This window comes from Megasphaera elsdenii DSM 20460, from assembly GCF_003010495.1.
In the GTDB taxonomy this organism is placed as follows: Bacteria; Bacillota; Negativicutes; order Veillonellales; family Megasphaeraceae; genus Megasphaera; species Megasphaera elsdenii.
On record NZ_CP027570.1, the window covers coordinates 1,156,624 to 1,178,134 of the forward strand.

A 21,511-nucleotide genomic window follows, 5' to 3' on the forward strand; every position below is an offset into this window, starting at 1 on the left:
TTAAATATTGACAGAAGCAACTTCATATGCTATAATAACTCATTGCAAAATGTTCAATTGATATTATGAGATACATGGAGGAAGCGCTTCCGGTGAGCAAAAAATTAAGCAAGGTTCAAATCGTCTGAGAGCCTTGCTTTTTTGTCGCTTTACACAGCGCTGTACAACGCTATCATAATGGTTTACTTTTTATAAGGGGTGAAGAATCAGCATGTTCAAACCTGTACAAGTAGGGAAAAGGACTCGATACACGTATGCTAAGATTAACGAGGTCTTGAAAATGCCTCATTTGTTGGATTTACAGAATAAATCCTACGAATGGTTCCTGGAAAAGGGACTGAAAGATATCTTCAAAGACATTTCTCCCATCGAAGATGCATCGGGTAACCTGTCTTTATCCTTCGAGGATTTTAAGTTAGGGGAACCGAAGTACGACATTCGTGAATGTAAGGAACGCGATACGACATACGCCGCACCGCTCCGTGTCCAGATCCGTCTTGTCAACCACGAAACAGGTGAAATCAAGGACCAGGAAGTATTCATGGGTGACTTCCCACTGATTACCGATACAGGTACCTTCATTATCAATGGGGCAGAACGCGTTATCGTCAGCCAGCTCGTCCGTTCTCCTGGCGTCTACTATGGCCGCGAAATCGACCCGATGGGCATCCGCCTGTACAATTCAACGGTCATCCCGAACCGCGGGGCCTGGATCGAATTGGAAACCGATGCCAATGACATCGTCTATGCCCGCATCGACCGCAACCGCAAAATCCCTGTTACGGTACTCATCCGTGCCCTGGGCTGGTCGTCCAACGCCGATATCCTGCAGCTCTTCTTCGACGATAAGCGCCTGAAGGCTACGTTTGAAAAAGACACGACAGAAAATCAGGACGAAGCCCTCGTTGAAATCTATAAGAAACTTCGCCCCGGTGAACCGCCGACTGTCGAAAGCGCCCGCAATCTCTTTGAAGGTCTGTTCTTCGACCCGCGCCGTTATGATATGGCCCGCGTCGGCCGTTATAAAGCCGGCAAGAAACTCGGCTGGGAACGCCGTCTCTTCGGCCTGACCCTTCACGAACCGATCGTCAATCCGGAAACAGGGGAAGTCATCGTCGATGCCCATACGGAAATCGGCTCGGCTGAAGTCGAAAAGATCCGCGAAAGCGGTGTCTTCCACCGTGAAATTGCTGATGGCGCTCCGGCTGGTGATGGCGGCGGCTTCGTCGAAGCTTTCGTCGAAAAGCCCGACGGCTCGGTCTATAAGATTATCTGCAACAACAGCGACCTTCCCTATGACCATCGCACCATTACCCGCGAAGACATCATCGCCCACATCAGCTATCTCCTCAACCTCATGGACGGCTTCGGCACTGTCGACGACATCGACCATCTGGGCAACCGCCGCCTGCGCTGCGTCGGCGAACTCCTGCAGAACCAGTTCCGCATCGGCCTGACCCGTATGGAACGCGTCGTCCGCGAACGCATGACCATCCAGGATGCCGAAAGCATTACGCCCCAGGTCCTGATCAACATCCGTCCTGTCGTCGCTGCTATTAAAGAATTTTTCGGTTCCAGCCAGTTGTCCCAGTTCATGGACCAGACCAACCCGCTGGCCGAAATCACACATAAACGCCGTCTGAGCGCCCTTGGCCCTGGCGGTTTGTCCCGTGAACGTGCAGGCTTCGAAGTCCGCGACGTCCATCACTCCCACTACGGCCGTATGTGCCCGGTAGAAACGCCTGAAGGCCCGAACATCGGCTTGATCTCGTCCCTGGCCTGCTTCGGGAAAGTCAACGAATTTGGCTTCATCGAAGCTCCGTACCGCCGCGTCGATAAAGAAACGGGCGTCGTCACGGAAGAGGTCCACTACATCACGGCTGACGAAGAAGAACAGTACGTCATCGCCCAGGCTAACGAACCGCTGACCGAAGACGGCCATTTCGTCCACGAACGCGTTGCCTGCCGTCACGGTGAAGATACCCGCGAATTCCGGGCTGACCGCGTCGACTTCATGGACGTATCGCCTAAGGAAGTTGTCTCCGTCGGTACTTCCATGATCCCCTTCCTGGAAAACGATGATGCTAACCGTGCCCTCATGGGTGCGAACATGCAGCGCCAGGCTGTGCCTTTGCTGCGCACACAGGCTCCGCTCGTCGGCACCGGCATGGAATACAAGACGGCTTGTGACTCCGGCGTCTGCGTCCTGGCTAAACACAGCGGCGTCGTATCCCGCGTTACGGGCGACACGATCCAGGTCCGCACGGATTCCGGTTCTGTCGATACGTATAAACTCATCAAATTCGTCCGCTCCAACCAGAGTACCTGCATCAACCAGCGTCCCTTGGTCTATAAGAACGAAAGGGTCGTAGAAGGCCAGGCCCTGGCTGACGGCATGGCTACCGATGGCGGCGAATTGGCTCTCGGTTACAATATCCTCGTAGCCTATATGCCTTGGGAAGGCTATAACTACGAAGACGCCGTTCTCCTCAGTGAAGAACTCCCGAAGAACGACCTCTACACATCCATCCACATCGAAGAATACGAATGTGATGCCCGCGATACGAAACTGGGCTCGGAAGAAATTACCCGCGAAATCCCCAACGTCAGTGAAGAAAGCACGAAGAACCTCGACGAAAACGGCATCATCATGATCGGTGCCGACGTCTTCCCGGGCGACGTCCTGGTCGGTAAAGTCACGCCGAAGGGCGAAACGGAACTGACACCGGAAGAACGCCTCCTGCGCGCCATCTTCGGCGACAAAGAACGCGAAGTCCGCGATACATCGCTGCGCGTACCTCATGGCGAATCGGGTAAAGTCGTCAACGTCCGTATCTTCTCCCGTGAAAACAACGATGAACTGCCGCCTGGCGTAAACCGCCTGGTCCGCGTCTACATCGCCCAGAAACGTAAGATCCACGAAGGCGATAAGATGGCTGGTCGTCATGGGAACAAGGGTGTCGTTTCCCGCGTCATGCGCCAGGAAGACATGCCGTTCCTGCCCGATGGCACGCCGGTACAGATCGTCTTGAACCCCTTGGGCGTACCGTCTCGTATGAATATCGGTCAGATTTTGGAAACCCACCTTGGCTGGGCTGTCCATGAATTGGGCAAACAGATCAAGGAAATGGATCCGGGTCTGGAAGAAAAACTGCGCGCTGCCGGTTATGATTTCGATAAATATGGCATGCCGAAACCGGATGTCGCCGGTATCCACATTGCAACACCGGTCTTCGATGGCGCTCAGGCTGAAGACGTCTTTGAAGCCCTGAAGATCGCCGGCCTGCCGGAAGACGGTAAATCCGTCCTCTATGATGGCCGTACAGGGGAACCGATGGACCGCCGCGTCACGGTTGGTTACACGTACTTCCTCAAACTGCATCACCTTGTCGACGACAAGATCCATGCTCGTTCGACCGGCCCGTACTCCCTGGTTACGCAGCAGCCGCTCGGTGGTAAAGCCCAGTTCGGCGGCCAGCGTTTCGGTGAAATGGAAGTCTGGGCTCTGGAAGCGTATGGCGCAGCCTATACCCTCCAGGAAATGCTGACTGTCAAGTCTGACGATGTCGTCGGCCGTGTCAAGGCTTACGAAAAGATCGTCAAAGGTGAAAATATTCCTGAACCGGGCGTACCGGAATCGTTCAAGGTCCTCCTCAAAGAACTCCAGGCTATCGGCCTCGACGTCCAGATCCTGAACGAAGACGGTGAAGAAGTCGTCATCAAGGAACTCGACGATGACGATGAAACGGAACCGGAACAGACCGATGAACTCCGCCGCGTCATGGAAGGTGAAAATGGTCCGGATACCCCGGCTGCACCGGCTGAAGACGCTCCTGCCGAAGGAGAAGAAGGCGAAGAACAGGAACCCGTCGCCAACGGCGATGAAGATGACATCATGAGCGCTATGAGCCTCGATGCCGTCGCTGAAGCTGAACAGGCCGACGATGATGATATTACTGAAGATGATGAATAACGAGTCGATAGAAGGGAGCGGTATTAGTGCTTGATGTGAATGAATTCGATTCCATGCGGATTGGTCTTGCTTCGCCGGAAAAGATCCTCGAATGGTCCCACGGGGAAGTCAAGAAACCAGAAACGATCAATTACCGTACATTGAAACCGGAACGGGATGGGTTGTTCTGCGAACGCATTTTTGGGCCGACAAAGGACTGGGAATGTCACTGCGGCAAATACAAACGTATCCGGTATAAAGGTGTCGTCTGCGACCGCTGCGGCGTCGAAGTCACGCGCGCCAAAGTCCGTCGTGAACGGATGGGCCATATTAAACTGGCTACACCGGTATCTCATATTTGGTATTTTAAAGGCATCCCCAGCCGGATGGGCCTGATCCTCGATATTTCTCCCCGTTCGCTGGAAAAAGTCTTGTACTTCGCCTCGTACATCGTCCTCGATCCGGGCGATACGCCGCTCTCCAAGCAGCAGCTGATGACGGAAACGGAATATCGTCAGTACCTGGATATGTACGGCGATAAATTCCGCGTCGGCATGGGCGCTGCAGCTGTCAAGGAACTGCTGCAGGGCCTGGACCTGGACCAGTTGGACAAACAGCTCCGCGATGAACTCCGCGATTCGTCGGGCCAGCGCCGCGTCCGCGCTATCCGCCGCCTGGAAGTCGTCGAAGCCTTCCGTCACTCCGGCAACAAACCGGAATGGATGATCATGGACGTCATCCCGGTCATCCCGCCGGAACTGCGCCCGATGGTCCAGCTCGACGGCGGCCGCTTCGCTACGTCTGACCTGAACGATCTCTATCGCCGGGTCATCAACCGTAACAACCGCTTGAGCCGCCTCCTGGAACTGGGAGCGCCGGATATCATCGTCCGCAACGAAAAACGTATGCTCCAGGAAGCCGTCGACGCCCTCATCGATAACGGCCGCCGCGGCCGTCCGGTCACGGGCCCGGGCAACCGTCCCCTCAAATCCCTGTCGGACATGCTGAAAGGGAAACAGGGCCGTTTCCGTCAGAACTTGCTCGGTAAACGTGTCGACTACTCCGGCCGTTCGGTTATCGTCGTCGGTCCGGAAATGAAGATGCACCAGTGTGGCCTGCCGAAAGAAATGGCCCTGGAACTCTTCAAGCCTTTCGTCATGAAGAAACTTGTCGAAAAGGGCATTGCTACCAATATCAAGAACGCCAAGAAGAAAGTCGAACGCGTGAACACGGAAGTATGGGACGTCCTGGAAGACGTTATCAAGGAACATCCTGTTCTCTTGAACCGTGCCCCGACACTGCATCGTCTGGGTATCCAGGCTTTCGAACCGATCCTCTGGGAAGGCCGCGCCATCAAGCTTCATCCGCTGGTCTGCACGGCATTCAACGCCGACTTCGACGGTGACCAGATGGCCTGCCATCTGCCCTTGTCCGTAGAAGCCCAGTCCGAAGCCCGGACGCTCATGCTCTCGTCGCACAACATCCTGGCTCCGAAAGACGGCAAACCGGTTGCTGTCCCGACACAGGACATGGTCCTCGGTGCTTATTACCTGACGTTGGTCAAACCGGCCGCCAAGGGCGAAGGCAAGATCTTCTCCAACTACGACGAAGTCATGCTCGCTTACGATGCCAAGGTCATCGACATCGAAGCCCTGATCAAGGTCCGCATCCCCGGCCACGGCCTCATCGAAACGACGGCAGGCAAACTGCTCTACAACTATCAGATCTACGAACCACTGCGCCTCTTCCATACGGATAAGGTCATGGTCTTCACGGATCCGAAAGATACGGTCTTTGCTTACGAAAACGGCCTCATCGACTGGTCCCACTTCGTCAAGATCAAAGACGAAGACGGCCATATCCATGACTATGGCTTCTCGCAGCTGAAAGAAAAATTCGGCGTCGACCTCACGGCTACGCGTCCCTTGCCGAAACGCAAGATCGACGAAGCCGCTGTCGCTGAATTCAAGAAAGATAAAGAATATGTCGACGTCAACTGCCTGGGCGTCCTCATGAGCAAGAAACAGATCGGCAAACTCGTCGATGCCTGCTTCCACCTCGTCGGCAACACCAAGACGGCAGAACTGTTGGACAAGATCAAGGCCATCGGCTACCATTACGCCCGCCAGGCCGGTATGTCCATCGCTATTTCGGACATTCAGATCCCGGCAGAAAAATGGGATATCCTCAATGAAGCCGACAAGAAAGTCCAGAATGCCTATGCCATGTACCAGCGCGGTTTGATTACCGAAAACGAACGCTATAACAAGAGCGTCGAAATCTGGACAAAGGCTACCAACGATGTTACGGATGTCATGATGGATAACATGGACCCGTTCAACTCAATCTTCATGATGGCTGACTCCGGTGCTCGAGGCAGCCGCGACCAGATTCGTCAGGTTGCCGGCATGCGTGGCTTGATGGCTGACCCGTCGGGCCGTATCATCGACTTGCCGATCAAGGCGAACTTCCGCGAAGGCCTGTCCGTACTGGACTACTTCACTTCGTCTCACGGCGCCCGTAAAGGCTTGGCCGATACGGCACTGCGTACAGCTGACTCGGGTTATCTGACCCGTCGTCTCGTCGACGTTTCCCAGGACGTCATCGTCCGCGAAGATGACTGCGACGTATTCGGCATCGACCTCGTCCGCGAACGTGCCCGTCTGGCAAGCTCTTGCCGCCAGGCTGTCAACCTCTTGCGCGACAAGCTCATCGGCCGCGTCCTGGCCCGCGATATTGCGGATCCGGAAACAGGCGACATCGTCTTCCCGGCAGAACATCTCCTGACCAACGACGATATGGATACGGTCATCGAACACCAGATCCCGAAACTCTATCTCCGCGGCAGCCAGATGGACATCAACGATGACCTGAACCACACCAATGTCATCGAAACGGTCTCCCTCGGCGCACCGGAAGAAGGTTTCCGTGCAGCTATCCGCAAATCCATGGCGGAAAACATGCTCGGCAAGACCGTCGAAAAGGCCGTCATCGATTCCAACGGCATTGAAATCTGCGCCAAAGGCACGCCGCTCACGGAAGATGCCATCGACCGCATCCTCAACAGCGACGTCGATGAAGTCAAGGTCCGCAACAACGACATCCGCGGCGTCGAAGTCACGGCTATCGTCGAAGACAGCGGCAACGGCGTCATCGAATCGCTGGAAGACCGCATCGAAGGCCGTACGGCTGCTGAAACCCTGGTCAATCCGGAAACGGGTGAAGTCATCGTGGCCCTCAACGAAGAAATCATGGCTGACCAGGCCAAAGAAATCGCAAAATATTATGATAAAGTCCGGATCCGCAGCGTCCTCACCTGCCGCAGCCGTTATGGCGTCTGCGCTAAGTGCTATGGCCGTGACCTCGGTACGGGCGGCAAGGTAAATGTCGGCGAATCGGTCGGCACCATCGCTGCTCAGTCCATCGGCGAACCGGGCACACAGCTGACCATGCGTACCTTCCATACAGGCGGTGTCGCAACGGCCGGCGATATTACCCAGGGTCTTCCTCGTGTCGAAGAATTGTTTGAAGCCCGTAAGCCGAAGGGCAATGCTATCGTCACGGAAATCAGTGGGACCGTATCGATTACGGAAAAAGAAGACCACCACGATATCAATATCGTCCACGTTACGTCCAAGGACGGCGAAGAACGGAGCTACACCATTCCCTTCGGCTCGCACCTCGTCGTACACGAAGGCGATGTCATCGAAAAGGGCAGCCGTATCACGGCTGGCTCCATCAACCCCCACGACATCCTGCACATCCAGGGCGTCGAAGCTACCCAGCGGTACCTCGTATACGAAGTACAGAAGGTATACAAATCTCAGGGTGTTGGTATCAACGATAAGCATATCGAAGTCATCGTACGCCAGATGCTGCGCAAGATGAAGATCGAAGACGCCGGCGATGCCGATGTATTGCCGGGCGATTACATTGACGTCAATATCTTTGAAGATATGAACAAGCGCATCGTCAGCAACGGCGGCAAGCCGGCTATCGGCAAACCGATGCTCCTCGGTATCACTAAGGCCGCACTGGCAACGGATTCCTTCCTGTCGGCTGCATCCTTCCAGGAAACGACCCGTGTCCTGACCGATGCCGCTATCAAAGGCAAGATCGACCCGCTCCTGGGCCTCAAAGAAAACGTCATCATCGGTAAACTCATCCCGGCTGGTACGGGTATGAGCCGTTACCGCAAGATCAAGGTCGTAAAGACCGTCCCGTCTATCAGCTATGAAGACGAAGAAGGCAACCCCGTAGAAGCACCGGAAGGTGCCGATACGACACCGGAAGCCGGACATTAAGAGAGTAAAAAAGGCGCTGTCCCATGAAGACAGCGCCTTTTTTGTTGTTAGTAGTTCGTAGGGGCCGCCCAAAGGCCTTTTTGGCCCGTCAGGTGCTGACCAGTGGAAGGCGCAAGACGGCTGCCAAAACGGACAGCAGTGGCTGGCGGCCCGGCTCTCCTGGTAGGAGAGCTGTCAGCGAAGCTGACTGAGAGGTTGTTTTTTCACGAGGCTTGCTGTATCTCATGGCGGGCCGCCCTTTGGGACGGCCCCTACGCCTTGTGGTTCACGAACCACGAACCACGAACCACGAGCCACTAGGTACCGTGTAATAAAAGATGTACTGATTACGCAGTTTTTACCCAAAAACTCATTGACATATCATATTCGTGATGATAAAATATCTAAGTGTCGCAATGAATGCATTGCGTCTAAATTGCAAGACGTAAGGAGTGAGGTTTCGTGAGCTTGGAACTAGCTGCCAGTGTCCGCAAGACCGTGGGCGCGAAGCAAACCCTGAAAGCAATGAAACGAAACGAAGTCACACAGCTGTACATCGCCAATGATTGCGATGCACAGGTCGTAGCGCCGCTCATAGCAGAAGCCGAAGGCGCTCACATCCCCGTCGACCGCGCTTACACCATGACCGAATTGGGCATGGCCTGCCACATCAAGGTAAAAGCTGCAGCCGTAGGCTTGTTAAAATAATTTTCGGTAACATCATCTCATGAGCTCTGCTCGTTGATGATTACATTATAAATCTAATTGTTTGGAGAGGAGGTGCCCAAATGCCAACAATCAGCCAATTGGTTCGTAAAGGACGTCAGGTTGCCGTAACTAAATCGACAGCACCGGCTTTGAAAAACTGCCCGCAGAAACGCGGTGTCTGCACTCGTGTATACACAGCTACCCCGAAAAAACCTAACTCGGCTCTGCGTAAAGTTGCCCGTGTTCGCTTGACGAACTCCATCGAAGTAACTGCTTATATTCCCGGCATTGGTCACAATTTACAGGAACACAGTGTTGTATTAATCAGAGGCGGTCGTGTCAAAGACCTTCCTGGTGTACGTTATCACATCGTCCGCGGTGCCTTGGATACAGCTGGCGTAGCAGATCGTCAGCAGTCCCGTTCTAAATACGGCGCTAAGAAAGGCAAATAAGATTTGCCATTTAAGATGAACAAGATGACTTACATAGCATAGAGGAGGAATTAGACATGCCAAGAAAAGGCCCCGTGCCGAAGCGTGATGTGCTGCCGGATCCGGTGTACCATTCCAAATTGGTAACGCGCTTCATCAACAAAGTTATGTTGGACGGCAAAAAAGGTGTCGCTGAAACCATCGTTTATGATGCTTTCGACATCATCCGTTCTAAAATGAATAAAGATCCTTTGGAAGTATTCGAACAGGCTCTCAACAACGTTATGCCTGTCCTGGAAGTCCGTGCCCGCCGCGTCGGTGGTGCTAACTACCAGGTTCCTGTCGAAGTACGTGCAGACCGTCGCCTGTCCCTCGGTATCCGCTGGACTGTCGGCTATGCCCGTAAACGCGGCGAACGCACGATGAAAGAAAAGCTCGCTGGCGAATTGATGGACGCCTTCAACAATACAGGCGCTGCTATCAAGAAAAAGGAAGATACTCATAAAATGGCTGAAGCTAACAAAGCTTTCGCTCATTATCGTTGGTAATTTACGATATTTATTATTTTTTGAGGAGTGGAAAAAACCGTGCCAAGAGAATTTTCTTTGGAAAAAACGAGAAATATTGGCATCATGGCTCACATCGATGCTGGTAAAACCACGACAACAGAACGTATCCTGTTCTACACCGGCCGCGTCCACAAGATCGGCGAAGTTCATGATGGCGCTGCTACCATGGACTGGATGGCTCAGGAACAGGAACGTGGTATCACGATTACATCGGCTGCTACGACGGCTCACTGGAAAGGATACCGCATCAACATCATCGATACTCCGGGGCACGTTGACTTCACCGTTGAAGTTGAACGCTCGCTGCGCGTACTCGACGGCTCTGTTGCTGTTTTCTCCGCAAAGGGCGGCGTAGAACCGCAGTCGGAAACGGTATGGCGTCAGGCTGAACATTACCATGTTCCCCGTATCGCATTCGTCAACAAGATGGATACGACCGGTGCTGACTTCCTGAACGTTGTCGACATGATGAAAGATCGTCTTCAGGCAAATGCCGTTGCTATTCAGCTCCCAATCGGTGCTGAAGCAACCTTCCGCGGCATCATCGACCTCATTACCATGAAAGCAGAAGTCTATGACGATGCTCTCGGTAAAGAAATCGAAGTTGTCGACATCCCGGAAGACGAATTAGAAGAAGCTAAAAAATATCATGACATCATGGTTGAAGCTGTTTGCGATACCGATGAAGACCTCATGATGAAATACCTCGAAGGTGAAGAAATCACCATCGACGAATTGAAAGCAGCCATCCGTAAAGGCGTCTGCACGAACAAATTGTTCCCGGTCCTCTGCGGTTCTGCTTACAAGAACAAAGGGATCCAGATGCTCCTCGACGCTGTCGTCGATTACATGCCGAGCCCGTTGGATATTCCTCCGGTCAAAGGCACTAACCCCGACACAGACGAAGAAGAAACTCGTGAAGCTGATGACAATGCACCGCTTTCCGCATTGGCATTTAAGATCATGGCTGACCCCTTTGTCGGCAAACTGGCATTCTTCCGCGTTTACTCCGGCACGTTACAGGCCGGTACCTATGTCTACAACTCGACAAAAGGTAAAAAAGAACGTGTTGGCCGTATCCTCCGGATGCACGCTAACCACCGCGAAGAAGTACAGGAAGCTTACACGGGCGACATCGGCGGCATCGTCGGTCTGAAAGATACGACCACAGGCGATACGCTGTGCGATGAAAAACACCCGATTATCCTCGAAAAGATGGAATTCCCGGATCCGGTTATTTCCGTAGCCGTTGAACCGAAGACCAAAGCTGACCAGGAAAAAATGGGCATCGCCCTGGCTCGTCTGGCTGAAGAAGACCCGACGTTCAAAGTCAAGACCGATGCTGAAACCGGCCAGACCATCATCTCCGGCATGGGCGAACTCCATTTGGATATCATCGTCGACCGCATGTCCCGCGAATTTAAAGTAGACTGCAACGTCGGCAAACCGCAGGTTGCTTACCGCGAAACCATCCGCAAAGATGTCAAGTCTCGTGGTTTCTTCAAGCGTCAGTCCGGCGGCCGTGGTCAGTATGGTGACTGCTGGCTCGAACTCATTCCGCAGGAACAGGGCAAAGGCTACGAATTTGAAAACAAAGTCGTTGGCGGCGCTATTCCTAAGGAATACATCGGCTCCGTTGAAGCTGGTGTCAAAGAAGCAATGGAAACAGGCGTTTTGGCAGGTTTCCCGATGGTCGATATCAAAGTCGTCGTATACGACGGTTCTTACCATGAAGTCGACTCCTCGGAAATGGCCTTCAAGATCGCTGGCTCTATGGGCTTCAAAGAAGGTGCCCGCAAGGCAGACCCGGTTCTCCTCGAACCGTACACGAAAGTCGAAGTTGTCGTTCCTGAAGAATACATGGGCGACGTCATCGGCGACCTCAACTCCCGCCGTGGTCGTGTCGAAGGTATGGAAATGCGCTCCGGTGCAGAACATATCAACGCATTCGTACCGCTGGCAGAAATGTTTGGCTATGCAACGGATTTGCGTTCCCGTACGCAGGGCCGTGGCGTTTATACGATGACATTCGACCACTACGAAGAAGTTCCGAAGAACGTAGCCGAAAAAGTCATCAGCGAAAAAGGCTAATATAATTTAATTTACACTGGAGGAACAGCAAATGGCTAAAGAACATTACGAAAGAACCAAACCGCATGTTAACATTGGCACGATCGGTCACGTCGACCACGGCAAAACTACTTTGACAGCTGCCATCACCAAAGTTTTGGCTGAAAAAGGCTACGCTAAATTCGAAGACTATGCTGATATCGACAAGGCTCCGGAAGAACGTGAACGTGGTATTACAATCAACACGGCACACGTTGAATATGAAACAGACAAACGTCATTATGCACACGTTGACTGCCCGGGCCATGCTGACTATGTCAAGAACATGATCACCGGTGCTGCTCAGATGGACGGCGCTATCCTCGTCGTTTCCGCTGCTGACGGCCCGATGCCCCAGACTCGTGAACACATCCTCTTGGCCCGCCAGGTTGGTGTACCGGCTATCGTCGTATACCTCAACAAAGCTGACCAGGTTGACGATCCGGAACTCATCGAACTCGTTGAAATGGAAGTTCGTGATCTCCTCAGCTCCTACGATTTCCCCGGCGACGAAGTTCCTATCGTAGTTGGCTCCGCTCTCAAAGCCCTCGAAGGCGACGAAAGCGAAATCGGCAAACCGTCCATCCTCAAATTGATGGATGCTGTTGACGAATACATCCCGACTCCGCAGCGCCCGACTGACCAGCCGTTCCTCATGCCTGTCGAAGACGTCTTCACCATCACAGGCCGCGGTACTGTTGCTACAGGCCGTGTTGAACGTGGCGAACTCAAAGTTGGCGACGCAGTTGAAATCGTCGGCCTCGCTGACGAACCGAAAGATACGGTTGTTACGGGCGTTGAAATGTTCCGTAAGATCCTCGACCGCGCTGAAGCAGGCGACAACATCGGTGCTCTTCTCCGTGGTGTAGACCGTAAAGAAATCGAACGTGGCCAGGTTCTCGCTAAACCGGGTACCATTCATCCGCACACGAAATTCAAAGCTCAGGTTTACGTCTTGACGAAAGACGAAGGCGGCCGTCACACCCCGTTCTTCAACGGCTATCGTCCGCAGTTCTACTTCCGTACGACTGACGTAACTGGCGTCATCCAGCTCCCGGAAGGCACTGAAATGTGCATGCCTGGCGATAACGTCAAAATGGATGTTGAACTCATCACTCCGATCGCTATCGAAGCAGGCCTCCGCTTCGCTATCCGCGAAGGCGGCCGTACGGTAGGCGCTGGCGTCGTTTCCGAAATCGAAGGCTAAAATATTGTTTGATGGTTGACTATCAACTTCAAAGTTGAAAAAGAGGCTGTCGCATATGCGACGGCCTCTTTTTTGCGTGCCTTTATGCACAAGGTCACAGACCGTGAAAGATTTATCGCCTGGCTGCGATTTCGTAGGGGTCGCCCAAAGGGCGACCCGCTTGATTCTGAGGGAATGGTCCTATGTCAAGATTTCGGACAAATTAAATTGAGGTTTTTCGTTTCTTAGATTCCCAGACGCATATTATGTTTCTGGAAATCAGCATACAGCTTTTCATAGTCATCCGGTGACATGTAGTTGCAATGGCTATGAATGCGTACGGTGTTGTAAAAGGTATTGATGTATTCAAACACCAACAAGTACGCTTGCTGATAATTTTGAATCTTGAAGCGATTGAGCCATTCCCGTTTAATCAGGGAGTGGAAGGATTCGATGCAGGCATTGTCCCATGGATAGCCTTTCTTCGAATAGCTGCGGCGCATTTGGGATGTCTCCCGAATATATGCCTGCGAAACATACTGGCAGCCACGGTCCGAATGGATAACCAACAGCTGTCCGGGTTTCCGGCATTGTTTGGCTTCCTGCAGCATCTTGACGATGCCGGCGACGTCCAGATTACGGGCCAGATTCCAGGCGATGATTTTCCTGGAGAACAAATCCATAATGCTTTCCAAATAGACGAAACCTTCAGCTGTCCAGATATAGGTGATGTCGCTGCACCATACTTGATCCGGTTCTTCAGGATTGAAGCATTCCTGAAGGATATTCACCAGCGCCACGTCAAAGTCACTGTTACGGGTCGTTACGGTGTAATGCTTTACCCAGCAGGCCTGAATGCCCATTTGCCGCATGTATACGCCAACTGTGCGTTCAGAGATACTGTCCCCGTTCTGCTGCATAACTTGGGCAATCTTCGGGGCTCCGTAAATCTGCTTGGAATCGTCGTAGATAGTTTGAATCTTTTTCTTCATCTCCTTGCGGTGCTGGGCCTGTTTCGATGGTTTGCGCGCCGCCCAGTCATAATATCCTGAAGAAGAAACGTCGAGTTCAGAAAGCACTCCGGACACCGAAAAACGACGTTCTGCCTGATGGGCATTTTCGGCTTCTTCCTGGACACTGCGATAGATGGCAATGGTCATTTGTCCAGAATGCTGATAGCTTTTTTTAGGACATTCAACGCATCCTTCGCATCCCGCAGTTCACGCTGCAGACGGGCGATTTCCTTAGCTTCATCCGAAGCATAGTTGCCGGAACCACGATAAGGCATTTCGCCATTGTCCTTCAGCTGCTTTTGCCAACGGGACAAGGTTTGTGGAGCAATACCTAGATTCGTAGCACAGCCAACCAAGCCGAGTTCCCGATGTTCATGATAATATTTAACTGCGTTGATTTTGAATTCTTTGTTGAATTTTGCCATACTGAGGCCTCCTTAGTTAATCCTATTGTACCACCATTAGGAACCTCAGTTTGACTTGTCCTATTTATATGCTAACACCAGAATCACGGTTACAGTGACGTGGAGCACCAAAGCCTCGCCTCATAGGAGAGGTGGCCCGAAGGGCCGGAGAGGTTGACCTCTCAGTCAGCTGCGCTGACAGCTCTCCTAACAGGAGAGCCGGGCCGCCCTCTGGGACGGCCCCTACGCACGAATCACAGCCTGCGGCCTGCGAACTGCGGGCGCCATGTGAAGCAGCTGCAAGCTGCTTCACTTTATCATGATGTAACGACATGGGTCCCATGTGAAATCTGTTCGATTATTTCTCAAAAACCTTGAAAAATCCTTGCATCATGCGGTTTTTTGTAGTAAACTAAGTAAGTACGCGACAACAGGGAAATACGCCCTGAAACGCGCTAAACTATGATATAAGATGTTGCCCGCCTTGCGGGGAAACTCTTATGGAGCAGTCTATTCAAGGAAATAGACGTTAGGAGGAATTAAGTAATGGCAAAACAGGAAAGAATTCGTATTCGCCTCAAAGCTTACGATCACAAAACGCTTGATCAGAGCGCGGCGAAAATCGTCGACACGGCGAAACGTACCGGTGCTATGGTATCCGGACCGATTCCGCTTCCGACAGAAAAGAACATCTTCACGATTCTTCGTTCTCCCCATGTCAACAAAGACTCTCGTGAACAGTTCGAACTCCGTACGCACAAACGCTTGATCGACATTCTCGAAGCATCCAACAAGACCGTTGATGCCTTGACAAGACTCGATCTGCCGGCAGGCGTAGACATCGAAATCAAATTATAGGAGGAGGTGCGATTATGTCTAAAGCTATTTTGGGTAAAAAATTAGGTATGACTCAGGTCTTTACTGAAGAAGGCGCAGTCGTCCCTGTAACCGTCGTCGAAGCTTCCCCGAACGTAGTTGTACGTGTCAAGACCGTTGATACGGACGGATACAACTCCATTCAGCTCGGCTATGGTGAAATCAAAGAAAAACATCTGACAAAACCCGTTAAGGGTCAATTCGACAAAGCAGGCGTTGCTCCTGTTAAGTATCTTCGCGAATTCCGTTTGACAGATACGCCGGAATATACGGTAGGCCAAACTCTGGCAGCTGATATTTTCGCAAGCGGCGATCTCGTCGACGTAATTGGCACCAGCAAGGGTAAAGGTTTTGCAGGTACCATCAAACGTCACGGTTTCCACCGCGGACCGATGGGTCACGGCTCCAAATCTCATCGTGAACCCGGTTCTCTCGGACCTATGACCAGTGGTGGCGGCGGTAAAGTCGTCAAAGGTAAAAAACTTCCTGGACAAATGGGTGGCAATCAGGCAACCGTTCTTCATCTCTCCATCGTCAAAGTCGACATGGACAAGAACCTGATCCTGGTTAAAGGTGGTATCCCGGGCGCCAAAGGCAGCCTCGTCATGATTCGCGATACTGTAAAACCCCGCTAATAGTTGTCTAAGGAAGGAGGATAAAATATAATGCCAAAAGTAAGCACGTATAATATTACCGGCGCACAGACCGGTGAAATCGAATTGAACGATAGCGTATTTGGCGTTGAAGTGAACGAAGCCGTTATGCGTCAGGCCGTTCTCCGTCAGCTCGCCAACCAGCGCTTGGGCACACATTCCACCAAAACTCGCGGCCTCGTTCGCGGTGGTGGCAGAAAGCCTTGGAAACAAAAAGGAACCGGCCGGGCCCGTGTAGGCAGCAGCCGCAGCCCGTTGTGGGTTGGTGGCGGCACCATCTGGGGTCCCCATCCGCGCTCTTACGCACAGAAAATGCCGCGTAAAGCTCGTCGCCTCGCCGTTAAATCCGCTTTGAGCGATAAAGTCAATACAAACGAATTGTTCGTCCTCGACGAAATCAATCTCGCAGCTCCGAAGACGAAAGAAGTCGTCGCACTCATCAACAACTTCAAATTCGCTGGTGAAAAAGTCCTTTTCATCACCGACAACGATGAAGTCGTAGAACGCTGCGCACGCAACATCAAAGGCGTTAAAGCCATTTCCACTACTGGCGTCAACATCTTTGACCTGCTCCACTACACGAAATTGTTCGTTACGAAGAGCGCTGTAGCTAAGATTGAGGAGGTGCTCGCATAATGAACATGCATGATCTCTTGCTGAAACCGGTCATCACTGAAAAAACAACGATGATGATGTCTGATGGCAAATACACATTCAAAGTACCGCTCCGTGCTAATAAAGTTGAAATCCGTAAAGCTGTTGAAGCCGTCTTCGGCGTCAAAGTTAAAAGCGTAGCAACACTTCGCACGATGGGCAAATTCAAGCGCATGGGCAAGTACATCGGCAAGCGCCCGGATTACAAGAAAGCCATCGTAACCCTTCAGGAAGGCGAAACCATCGAATTCTTCGAAGGAGCTTAAGGAATTAACGAATAAGGAGGAGGCACTACAATGGCCATTAAATCATTTAAACCGTACTCCGCTAGCCGCCGTTTCATGACTGTTTCGACATTCGAAGAAATCACGGCGTCTAAACCGGAAAAATCCTTATTGGCTAAAGTAACCAATAAGGGCGGTCGTAATAACAGCGGCCGTATGACTGTCCGCCATCAGGGCGGTGGTCACAAACGCCGTTACCGTTTGATCGACTTCAAACGTATTAAAGATAACATCCCGGCAAAAGTTGCGACGATCGAATACGATCCGAACCGCTCTGCTAACATCGCTCTTCTGTTCTACGCAGATGGCGAAAAGAAATACATCATCGCTCCGAACGGCCTGAAAGTCGGCGACGTTCTCTACAGCGGTCCTGAATCGGATATCAAGATCGGCAACGCATTGCCGCTCCAGAACATCCCCCTCGGTACGCTCGTACACAACGTCGAACTGAAAATCGGCAAAGGCGGCCAGATGGTCCGCTCCGCTGGTGAATCGGCTCAGCTCATGGCTAAAGAAGGCAACTATGCACTGCTCCGCCTTCCGTCGGGCGAACTTCGTCAGGTACACGTACGCTGCCGCGCTACGATCGGCGTAGTCAGCAACACGGACTATGAAAACATCACCATCGGTAAAGCCGGCCGTTCCCGCTGGAAAGGCATCCGTCCGGGCAACCGTGGTGTCGTCATGAACCCGTGCGATCATCCGCATGGCGGCGGCGAAGGTAAAGCTCCTGTTGGTCGTAAACGTCCGGTTACTCCTTGGGGTAAACCTGCTTATGGCGTTAAGACTCGCGACGCTAAGAAAGCTTCCAATAAATTCATTGTGAAGAGACGTAAATAAGTGTTGAGGAAAGGAGATAACTAAGTGTCCAGATCCATTAAAAAGGGCCCATTCGTAGCACACCATCTCTTGAAGAAAATCGACGCTATGAACGAAGCCAACGAAAAGAAAGTAATCAAAACCTGGTCCCGTGCATCGATGATCCTGCCGAGCTTCGTCGGCCACACCATCGCTGTACACGACGGCCGTAAACATGTACCTGTCTATATCACGGAAGATATGGTAGGTCATAAATTAGGCGAATTTGCACCGACTCGTACATTCAAGGGTCATGCTAAAGCCGAAAAAGTAACTAAATAAGGGGGTAACTTAAATGGCAGTAAAAGCTGTTACGAAACACATTCGCATTGCTCCCCGTAAAATTCGGATTGTTGCTGACTTGGTTCGGGGCAAAAACGTCGGCGAAGCTTTCGCTATCTTGAAATTCACTCCGAAAGTGGGTTCCCGTGTAGTTGAAAAAACTTTGCGCAGTGCCGTTGCTAATGCGGAACATAACAATGATATGGACGTTGCAAAATTGTTCATTTCTGAAATCTTTGTTGACCAGGATTCCACGATGAAACGTATTCATCCGCGCAGCCGTGGACAGGCCTTCAAAATTCTCAAACATTCCAGTCATCTGACGGTTGTTGTTGACGAAAAAGCATAAGGAGGGAAATGGAGTGGGTCAGAAAGTTAATGCCCATGGATTCCGCGTCGGCGTTTCCAAACCTTGGGACGCAAAATGGTATGCAGAAAAAGATTACGCTGCACTTTTGAACGAAGACGTTAAGATCCGTGAATTCTTAAAGAAACAGTTATACATCGCAGGTGTTTCCCGTATCGAAATCGAACGCTCTGCAAAACGTATCAAATTGATTATCCATACCGCAAAACCGGGCATGGTCATCGGCCGTGGCGGTGCAGGTATTGAAGATATTAAAAAAGCGTTGAAAGCCTTCACCACTAAGACTGTCGACGTAAACATCGCAGAAATCAAACAGGCCGAAATGGATGCAACTCTCGTTGCTGAAAACGTTGCCGGCCAGCTCGAACGCCGTATCGGCTTCCGCCGCGCTATGAAACAGTGCGTTGGCCGTACCATGCGTATGGGCGCTAAAGGTATCAAGATCATGTGCTCCGGCCGTCTCGGCGGTGCTGAAATCGCTCGCAGCGAAAGCCTTCGCGACGGTTCCATCCCCCTGCATACGCTCCGTGCTGACATCGACTATGGCTTTGCAGAAGCTCATACGACCTATGGCTGCATCGGCGTCAAATGCTGGATCTACAAAGGTGAAATCCTCCCGGAAGCTAAGAAAGCTCCGAAGAAACGCGAAGGGAGTGAAGCATAATGTTAATTCCAAAACGTGTTAAATATCGTAAACAGTTCCGTGGCCGCATGAAAGGCCAGGCACATCGCGGTAATAAAGTAGCTCATGGTGATTTCGGCCTCGTCGCTCTCGAACCGTCGTGGATCACGAACCGCCAGATCGAAGCTGCCCGTATTGCTATGACCCGTTATATCAAACGTGGTGGTAAAGTTTGGATCAAAATCTTCCCGGATAAACCGATCACGGCTAAACCGGCTGGTACTCGTATGGGTTCCGGTAAAGGCGCTCCTGAATACTGGGTTGCCGTTGCTAAACCGGGCCGCGTACTCTTTGAAATGGGCGGCGTAAGCGAAGAAGTTGCTCGTGAAGCAATGCGTCTTGCTGGCCATAAGCTGCCGATTAAAACGAAGTTTGTTGTTAAAGGTCAGGAATTAGGTGGTGAATAAAATGAAGGTTAAAGAAATCCGTGCGCTGAGCGCTGCCGAAATGGATGAAAAAGTGGTTAGCCTGAAAGAAGAATTGTTTAACCTCCGTTTTCAACATGCGACCGGCCAATTAGAAAATCCAATGCGTATCCGCGAAGTCAAGAAGACAATCGCTCGCATCAAAACGGTACAGCGTGAAGCAGAACTGAAAGCGCAGGCGTAAGAAGCGTCCATAATTGGAATCTAAAAGGAGGTCACAAGCACAGATGGAAAGAAATGAACGGAAAATCCGCGTAGGTAAAGTTGTCAGCGATAAAATGGACAAAACCGTTGTCGTTGCTGTAGAATATAAGACACAGCACAAGCTGTACAAAAAACCGATTATCTCGACGGTAAAATTCAAAGCCCACGATGAAAACAACGAATGCCATGTTGGCGACGTAGTCCGCATCGAAGAAACTCGTCCGCTGTCCAAACAGAAACACTGGAGAGTAGTGACAATCGTAGAAAAAGCTAAATAAGCTTCATTAATTAGGAGGTTAAGCCATGATTCAGCAAGAAACTGTGTTGAATGTTGCCGATAACACTGGCGCCAAGAAAATCTTGTGCATCCAGGTCATGGGTGGCTCGTATCGTAAATATGGCAACATTGGTGATATCATTACCGCATCTGTTAAAGATGCATCACCCGGTGGCGTTGTCAAGAAAGGCGACGTAGTCAAAGCTGTTATCGTTCGTTCCAAGAAAGGTTTGCGCCGTGCAGACGGTTCTTACATCCGCTTCGACGAAAACGCAGCTGTCGTAATCAATAATGATAAAAGCCCGAAAGGTACTCGTATTTTTGGGCCCGTTGCCAGAGAACTGCGTGAAAAAGATTTCATGAAGATCATCTCCCTGGCTCCGGAAGTATTATAAGGAGGAGGTGTTCTCAATGGGTAAAATGCACGTTAAAACAGGCGATACGGTCATCGTCATCGCTGGTAAAGAAAAAGGCAAAAAAGGCAAGGTCATCGCAACGTATCCGAAAAAAGACCGTGTCGTAGTTGAAGGCCTTAACCTGGTTAAGCGCCACACGAAACCGAGTCAGAACAATCCTCAAGGCGGCATTATCACTAAGGAAGCAGCAATCCACGTTTCCAACGTAATGCTCGTAGATCCTGAAAGCGGCAAACCGACCCGTGTCAAAATGGTCCAGCAGGCCGATGGCACCAAAGTCCGTACAGCCGTAAAGAGCGGTAAAGCTATCTAATAAGAAGGGAGGCCCTTGAGAGTGTCCAGATTAAAAGACAAATACCTTTCCGAAGTCGTAAAAGGCTTGCAGGAAAAATACAATTATAAAAACGTAATGCAGATTCCGAAGGTTACCAAAGTTGTTATCAACATGGCCGTTGGCGAAGCTGTTACCAACTCCAAAGCCTTGGACGCTGCTGTCAATGATATGACCATCATTTCCGGTCAGAAACCGATCATCACGAAAGCTAAGAAATCCATCGCAGCTTTCAAAATCCGTGAAGGCATGAACCTCGGCTGCAAAGTTACCCTGCGCGGCGAACGGATGTATGAATTCCTCGACAAACTGATGAACTTGACACTGCCCCGCGTCCGTGACTTCCACGGCGTCAGTGCCACCGGTTTCGACGGCCGCGGCAACTATACCCTCGGCCTGAAAGAACAGCTTATCTTCCCGGAAATCGAATACGATAAGGTTGATAAAGCTCGCGGCATGGACATCACCATCGTTACCACAGCTACGACCGACGAAGAAGGCCGTGACATGCTGAAAATGATGGGCATGCCTTTTGAAAAGTAATAGA

At 51.5% G+C, this 21,511-nt stretch carries 23 protein-coding genes; 21 read left to right on the top strand and 2 right to left on the bottom strand.

The genetic code is table 11. The features are described from left to right. The first annotated feature begins 211 nt into the window (after positions 1–211). The 7 genes from rpoB to tuf all read left to right on the top strand — a co-directional run bounded on the left by rpoB (position 212) and on the right by tuf (position 13,259). On the top strand, positions 212–3,973 hold the full coding sequence (gene rpoB, locus C6362_RS05400) for a DNA-directed RNA polymerase subunit beta (RefSeq protein WP_027895364.1): 3,762 nt from the start codon (positions 212–214) through the stop codon (positions 3,971–3,973). A gap of 26 nt (positions 3,974–3,999) precedes the next feature. After that, complete coding sequence (gene rpoC, locus C6362_RS05405) at positions 4,000–8,256, top strand: DNA-directed RNA polymerase subunit beta' (protein WP_014015728.1); 4,257 nt, start codon at positions 4,000–4,002, stop codon at positions 8,254–8,256. Between the two features lie 441 nt (positions 8,257–8,697). Continuing rightward, on the top strand, positions 8,698–8,943 hold the full coding sequence (locus tag C6362_RS05410; protein ID WP_014015729.1) for a L7Ae/L30e/S12e/Gadd45 family ribosomal protein: 246 nt from the start codon (positions 8,698–8,700) through the stop codon (positions 8,941–8,943). A gap of 80 nt (positions 8,944–9,023) precedes the next feature. After that, complete coding sequence (rpsL, locus tag C6362_RS05415) at positions 9,024–9,395, top strand: 30S ribosomal protein S12 (RefSeq protein WP_014015730.1); 372 nt, start codon at positions 9,024–9,026, stop codon at positions 9,393–9,395. 56 nt (positions 9,396–9,451) lie between these two features. Further along, complete coding sequence (gene rpsG / locus C6362_RS05420) at positions 9,452–9,922, top strand: 30S ribosomal protein S7 (RefSeq protein ID WP_014015731.1); 471 nt, start codon at positions 9,452–9,454, stop codon at positions 9,920–9,922. A 39-nt stretch (positions 9,923–9,961) separates the two neighbouring features. Beyond that, the gene (gene fusA, locus C6362_RS05425; protein ID WP_014015732.1) at positions 9,962–12,034 is read left to right on the top strand and encodes an elongation factor G; all 2,073 of its coding nucleotides are present in this window, start codon (positions 9,962–9,964) and stop codon (positions 12,032–12,034) included. A 31-nt stretch (positions 12,035–12,065) separates the two neighbouring features. Beyond that, positions 12,066–13,259 carry an elongation factor Tu gene (tuf, locus tag C6362_RS05430; RefSeq protein WP_014015733.1) on the top strand — a complete coding sequence of 398 codons (1,194 nt, stop codon included), beginning with the start codon at positions 12,066–12,068 and terminating at the stop codon, positions 13,257–13,259. Between the two features lie 224 nt (positions 13,260–13,483). Here the strand turns inward: tuf and C6362_RS05435 are convergent, their stop codons facing one another. Next, positions 13,484–14,398, bottom strand: coding sequence for an IS3 family transposase (locus tag C6362_RS05435; RefSeq protein WP_014015019.1), 915 nt, complete (start codon positions 14,396–14,398; stop codon positions 13,484–13,486). Beyond that, complete coding sequence (locus tag C6362_RS05440) at positions 14,395–14,676, bottom strand: transposase (protein WP_014015018.1); 282 nt, start codon at positions 14,674–14,676, stop codon at positions 14,395–14,397. Before C6362_RS05440 ends, C6362_RS05435 begins: the two co-directional genes overlap by 4 nt. 525 nt (positions 14,677–15,201) lie before the next feature. Between C6362_RS05440 and rpsJ the strand changes: the two genes are divergently transcribed. Genes rpsJ through rplE form a run of 14 tightly spaced genes read left to right on the top strand, consistent with a single transcriptional unit; the run spans position 15,202 to position 21,507 of the window. Next, the gene (rpsJ, locus tag C6362_RS05445) at positions 15,202–15,513 is read left to right on the top strand and encodes a 30S ribosomal protein S10 (protein ID WP_014015734.1); all 312 of its coding nucleotides are present in this window, start codon (positions 15,202–15,204) and stop codon (positions 15,511–15,513) included. 14 nt (positions 15,514–15,527) lie between these two features. Next, positions 15,528–16,166, top strand: a complete 639-nt coding sequence (gene rplC, locus C6362_RS05450; RefSeq protein WP_014015735.1) for a 50S ribosomal protein L3 — start codon at positions 15,528–15,530, stop codon at positions 16,164–16,166. A gap of 30 nt (positions 16,167–16,196) precedes the next feature. Continuing rightward, positions 16,197–16,820: a 50S ribosomal protein L4 gene (rplD, locus tag C6362_RS05455; protein WP_014015736.1), complete on the top strand. Its 624-nt coding sequence runs from the start codon at positions 16,197–16,199 to the stop codon at positions 16,818–16,820. Beyond that, on the top strand, positions 16,820–17,104 hold the full coding sequence (gene rplW, locus C6362_RS05460; protein ID WP_014015737.1) for a 50S ribosomal protein L23: 285 nt from the start codon (positions 16,820–16,822) through the stop codon (positions 17,102–17,104). The genes rplD and rplW overlap by 1 nt, the downstream gene beginning before the upstream one ends. A 30-nt stretch (positions 17,105–17,134) precedes the next feature. Continuing rightward, entirely contained in the window at positions 17,135–17,962 is an 828-nt protein-coding gene (gene rplB / locus C6362_RS05465; protein ID WP_014015738.1) for a 50S ribosomal protein L2, read from the top strand. A 24-nt stretch (positions 17,963–17,986) separates the two neighbouring features. Next, entirely contained in the window at positions 17,987–18,262 is a 276-nt protein-coding gene (gene rpsS / locus C6362_RS05470) for a 30S ribosomal protein S19 (protein ID WP_014015739.1), read from the top strand. Between the two features lie 13 nt (positions 18,263–18,275). After that, the gene (gene rplV / locus C6362_RS05475) at positions 18,276–18,611 is read left to right on the top strand and encodes a 50S ribosomal protein L22 (RefSeq protein ID WP_014015740.1); all 336 of its coding nucleotides are present in this window, start codon (positions 18,276–18,278) and stop codon (positions 18,609–18,611) included. A gap of 13 nt (positions 18,612–18,624) precedes the next feature. After that, positions 18,625–19,293 (top strand): 30S ribosomal protein S3, encoded by a 669-nt coding sequence (gene rpsC, locus C6362_RS05480; RefSeq protein WP_014015741.1) that lies wholly within the window; start codon positions 18,625–18,627, stop codon positions 19,291–19,293. Next, complete coding sequence (gene rplP, locus C6362_RS05485) at positions 19,293–19,718, top strand: 50S ribosomal protein L16 (RefSeq protein ID WP_014015742.1); 426 nt, start codon at positions 19,293–19,295, stop codon at positions 19,716–19,718. Before rpsC ends, rplP begins: the two co-directional genes overlap by 1 nt. 1 nt (position 19,719) lies before the next feature. Continuing rightward, entirely contained in the window at positions 19,720–19,920 is a 201-nt protein-coding gene (gene rpmC, locus C6362_RS05490; protein WP_014015743.1) for a 50S ribosomal protein L29, read from the top strand. Positions 19,921–19,963: 43 nt separating this feature from the next. After that, complete coding sequence (gene rpsQ / locus C6362_RS05495; RefSeq protein ID WP_014015744.1) at positions 19,964–20,218, top strand: 30S ribosomal protein S17; 255 nt, start codon at positions 19,964–19,966, stop codon at positions 20,216–20,218. 25 nt (positions 20,219–20,243) lie between these two features. Next, positions 20,244–20,612, top strand: coding sequence for a 50S ribosomal protein L14 (rplN, locus tag C6362_RS05500; RefSeq protein ID WP_014015745.1), 369 nt, complete (start codon positions 20,244–20,246; stop codon positions 20,610–20,612). A gap of 16 nt (positions 20,613–20,628) precedes the next feature. Further along, the gene (gene rplX / locus C6362_RS05505) at positions 20,629–20,946 is read left to right on the top strand and encodes a 50S ribosomal protein L24 (protein WP_014015746.1); all 318 of its coding nucleotides are present in this window, start codon (positions 20,629–20,631) and stop codon (positions 20,944–20,946) included. A 21-nt stretch (positions 20,947–20,967) separates the two neighbouring features. Next, a complete protein-coding gene (gene rplE, locus C6362_RS05510; protein ID WP_014015747.1) occupies positions 20,968–21,507 on the top strand; it encodes a 50S ribosomal protein L5 in 540 nt (179 codons plus the stop codon). The last annotated feature ends 4 nt before the right edge of the window (positions 21,508–21,511 follow it).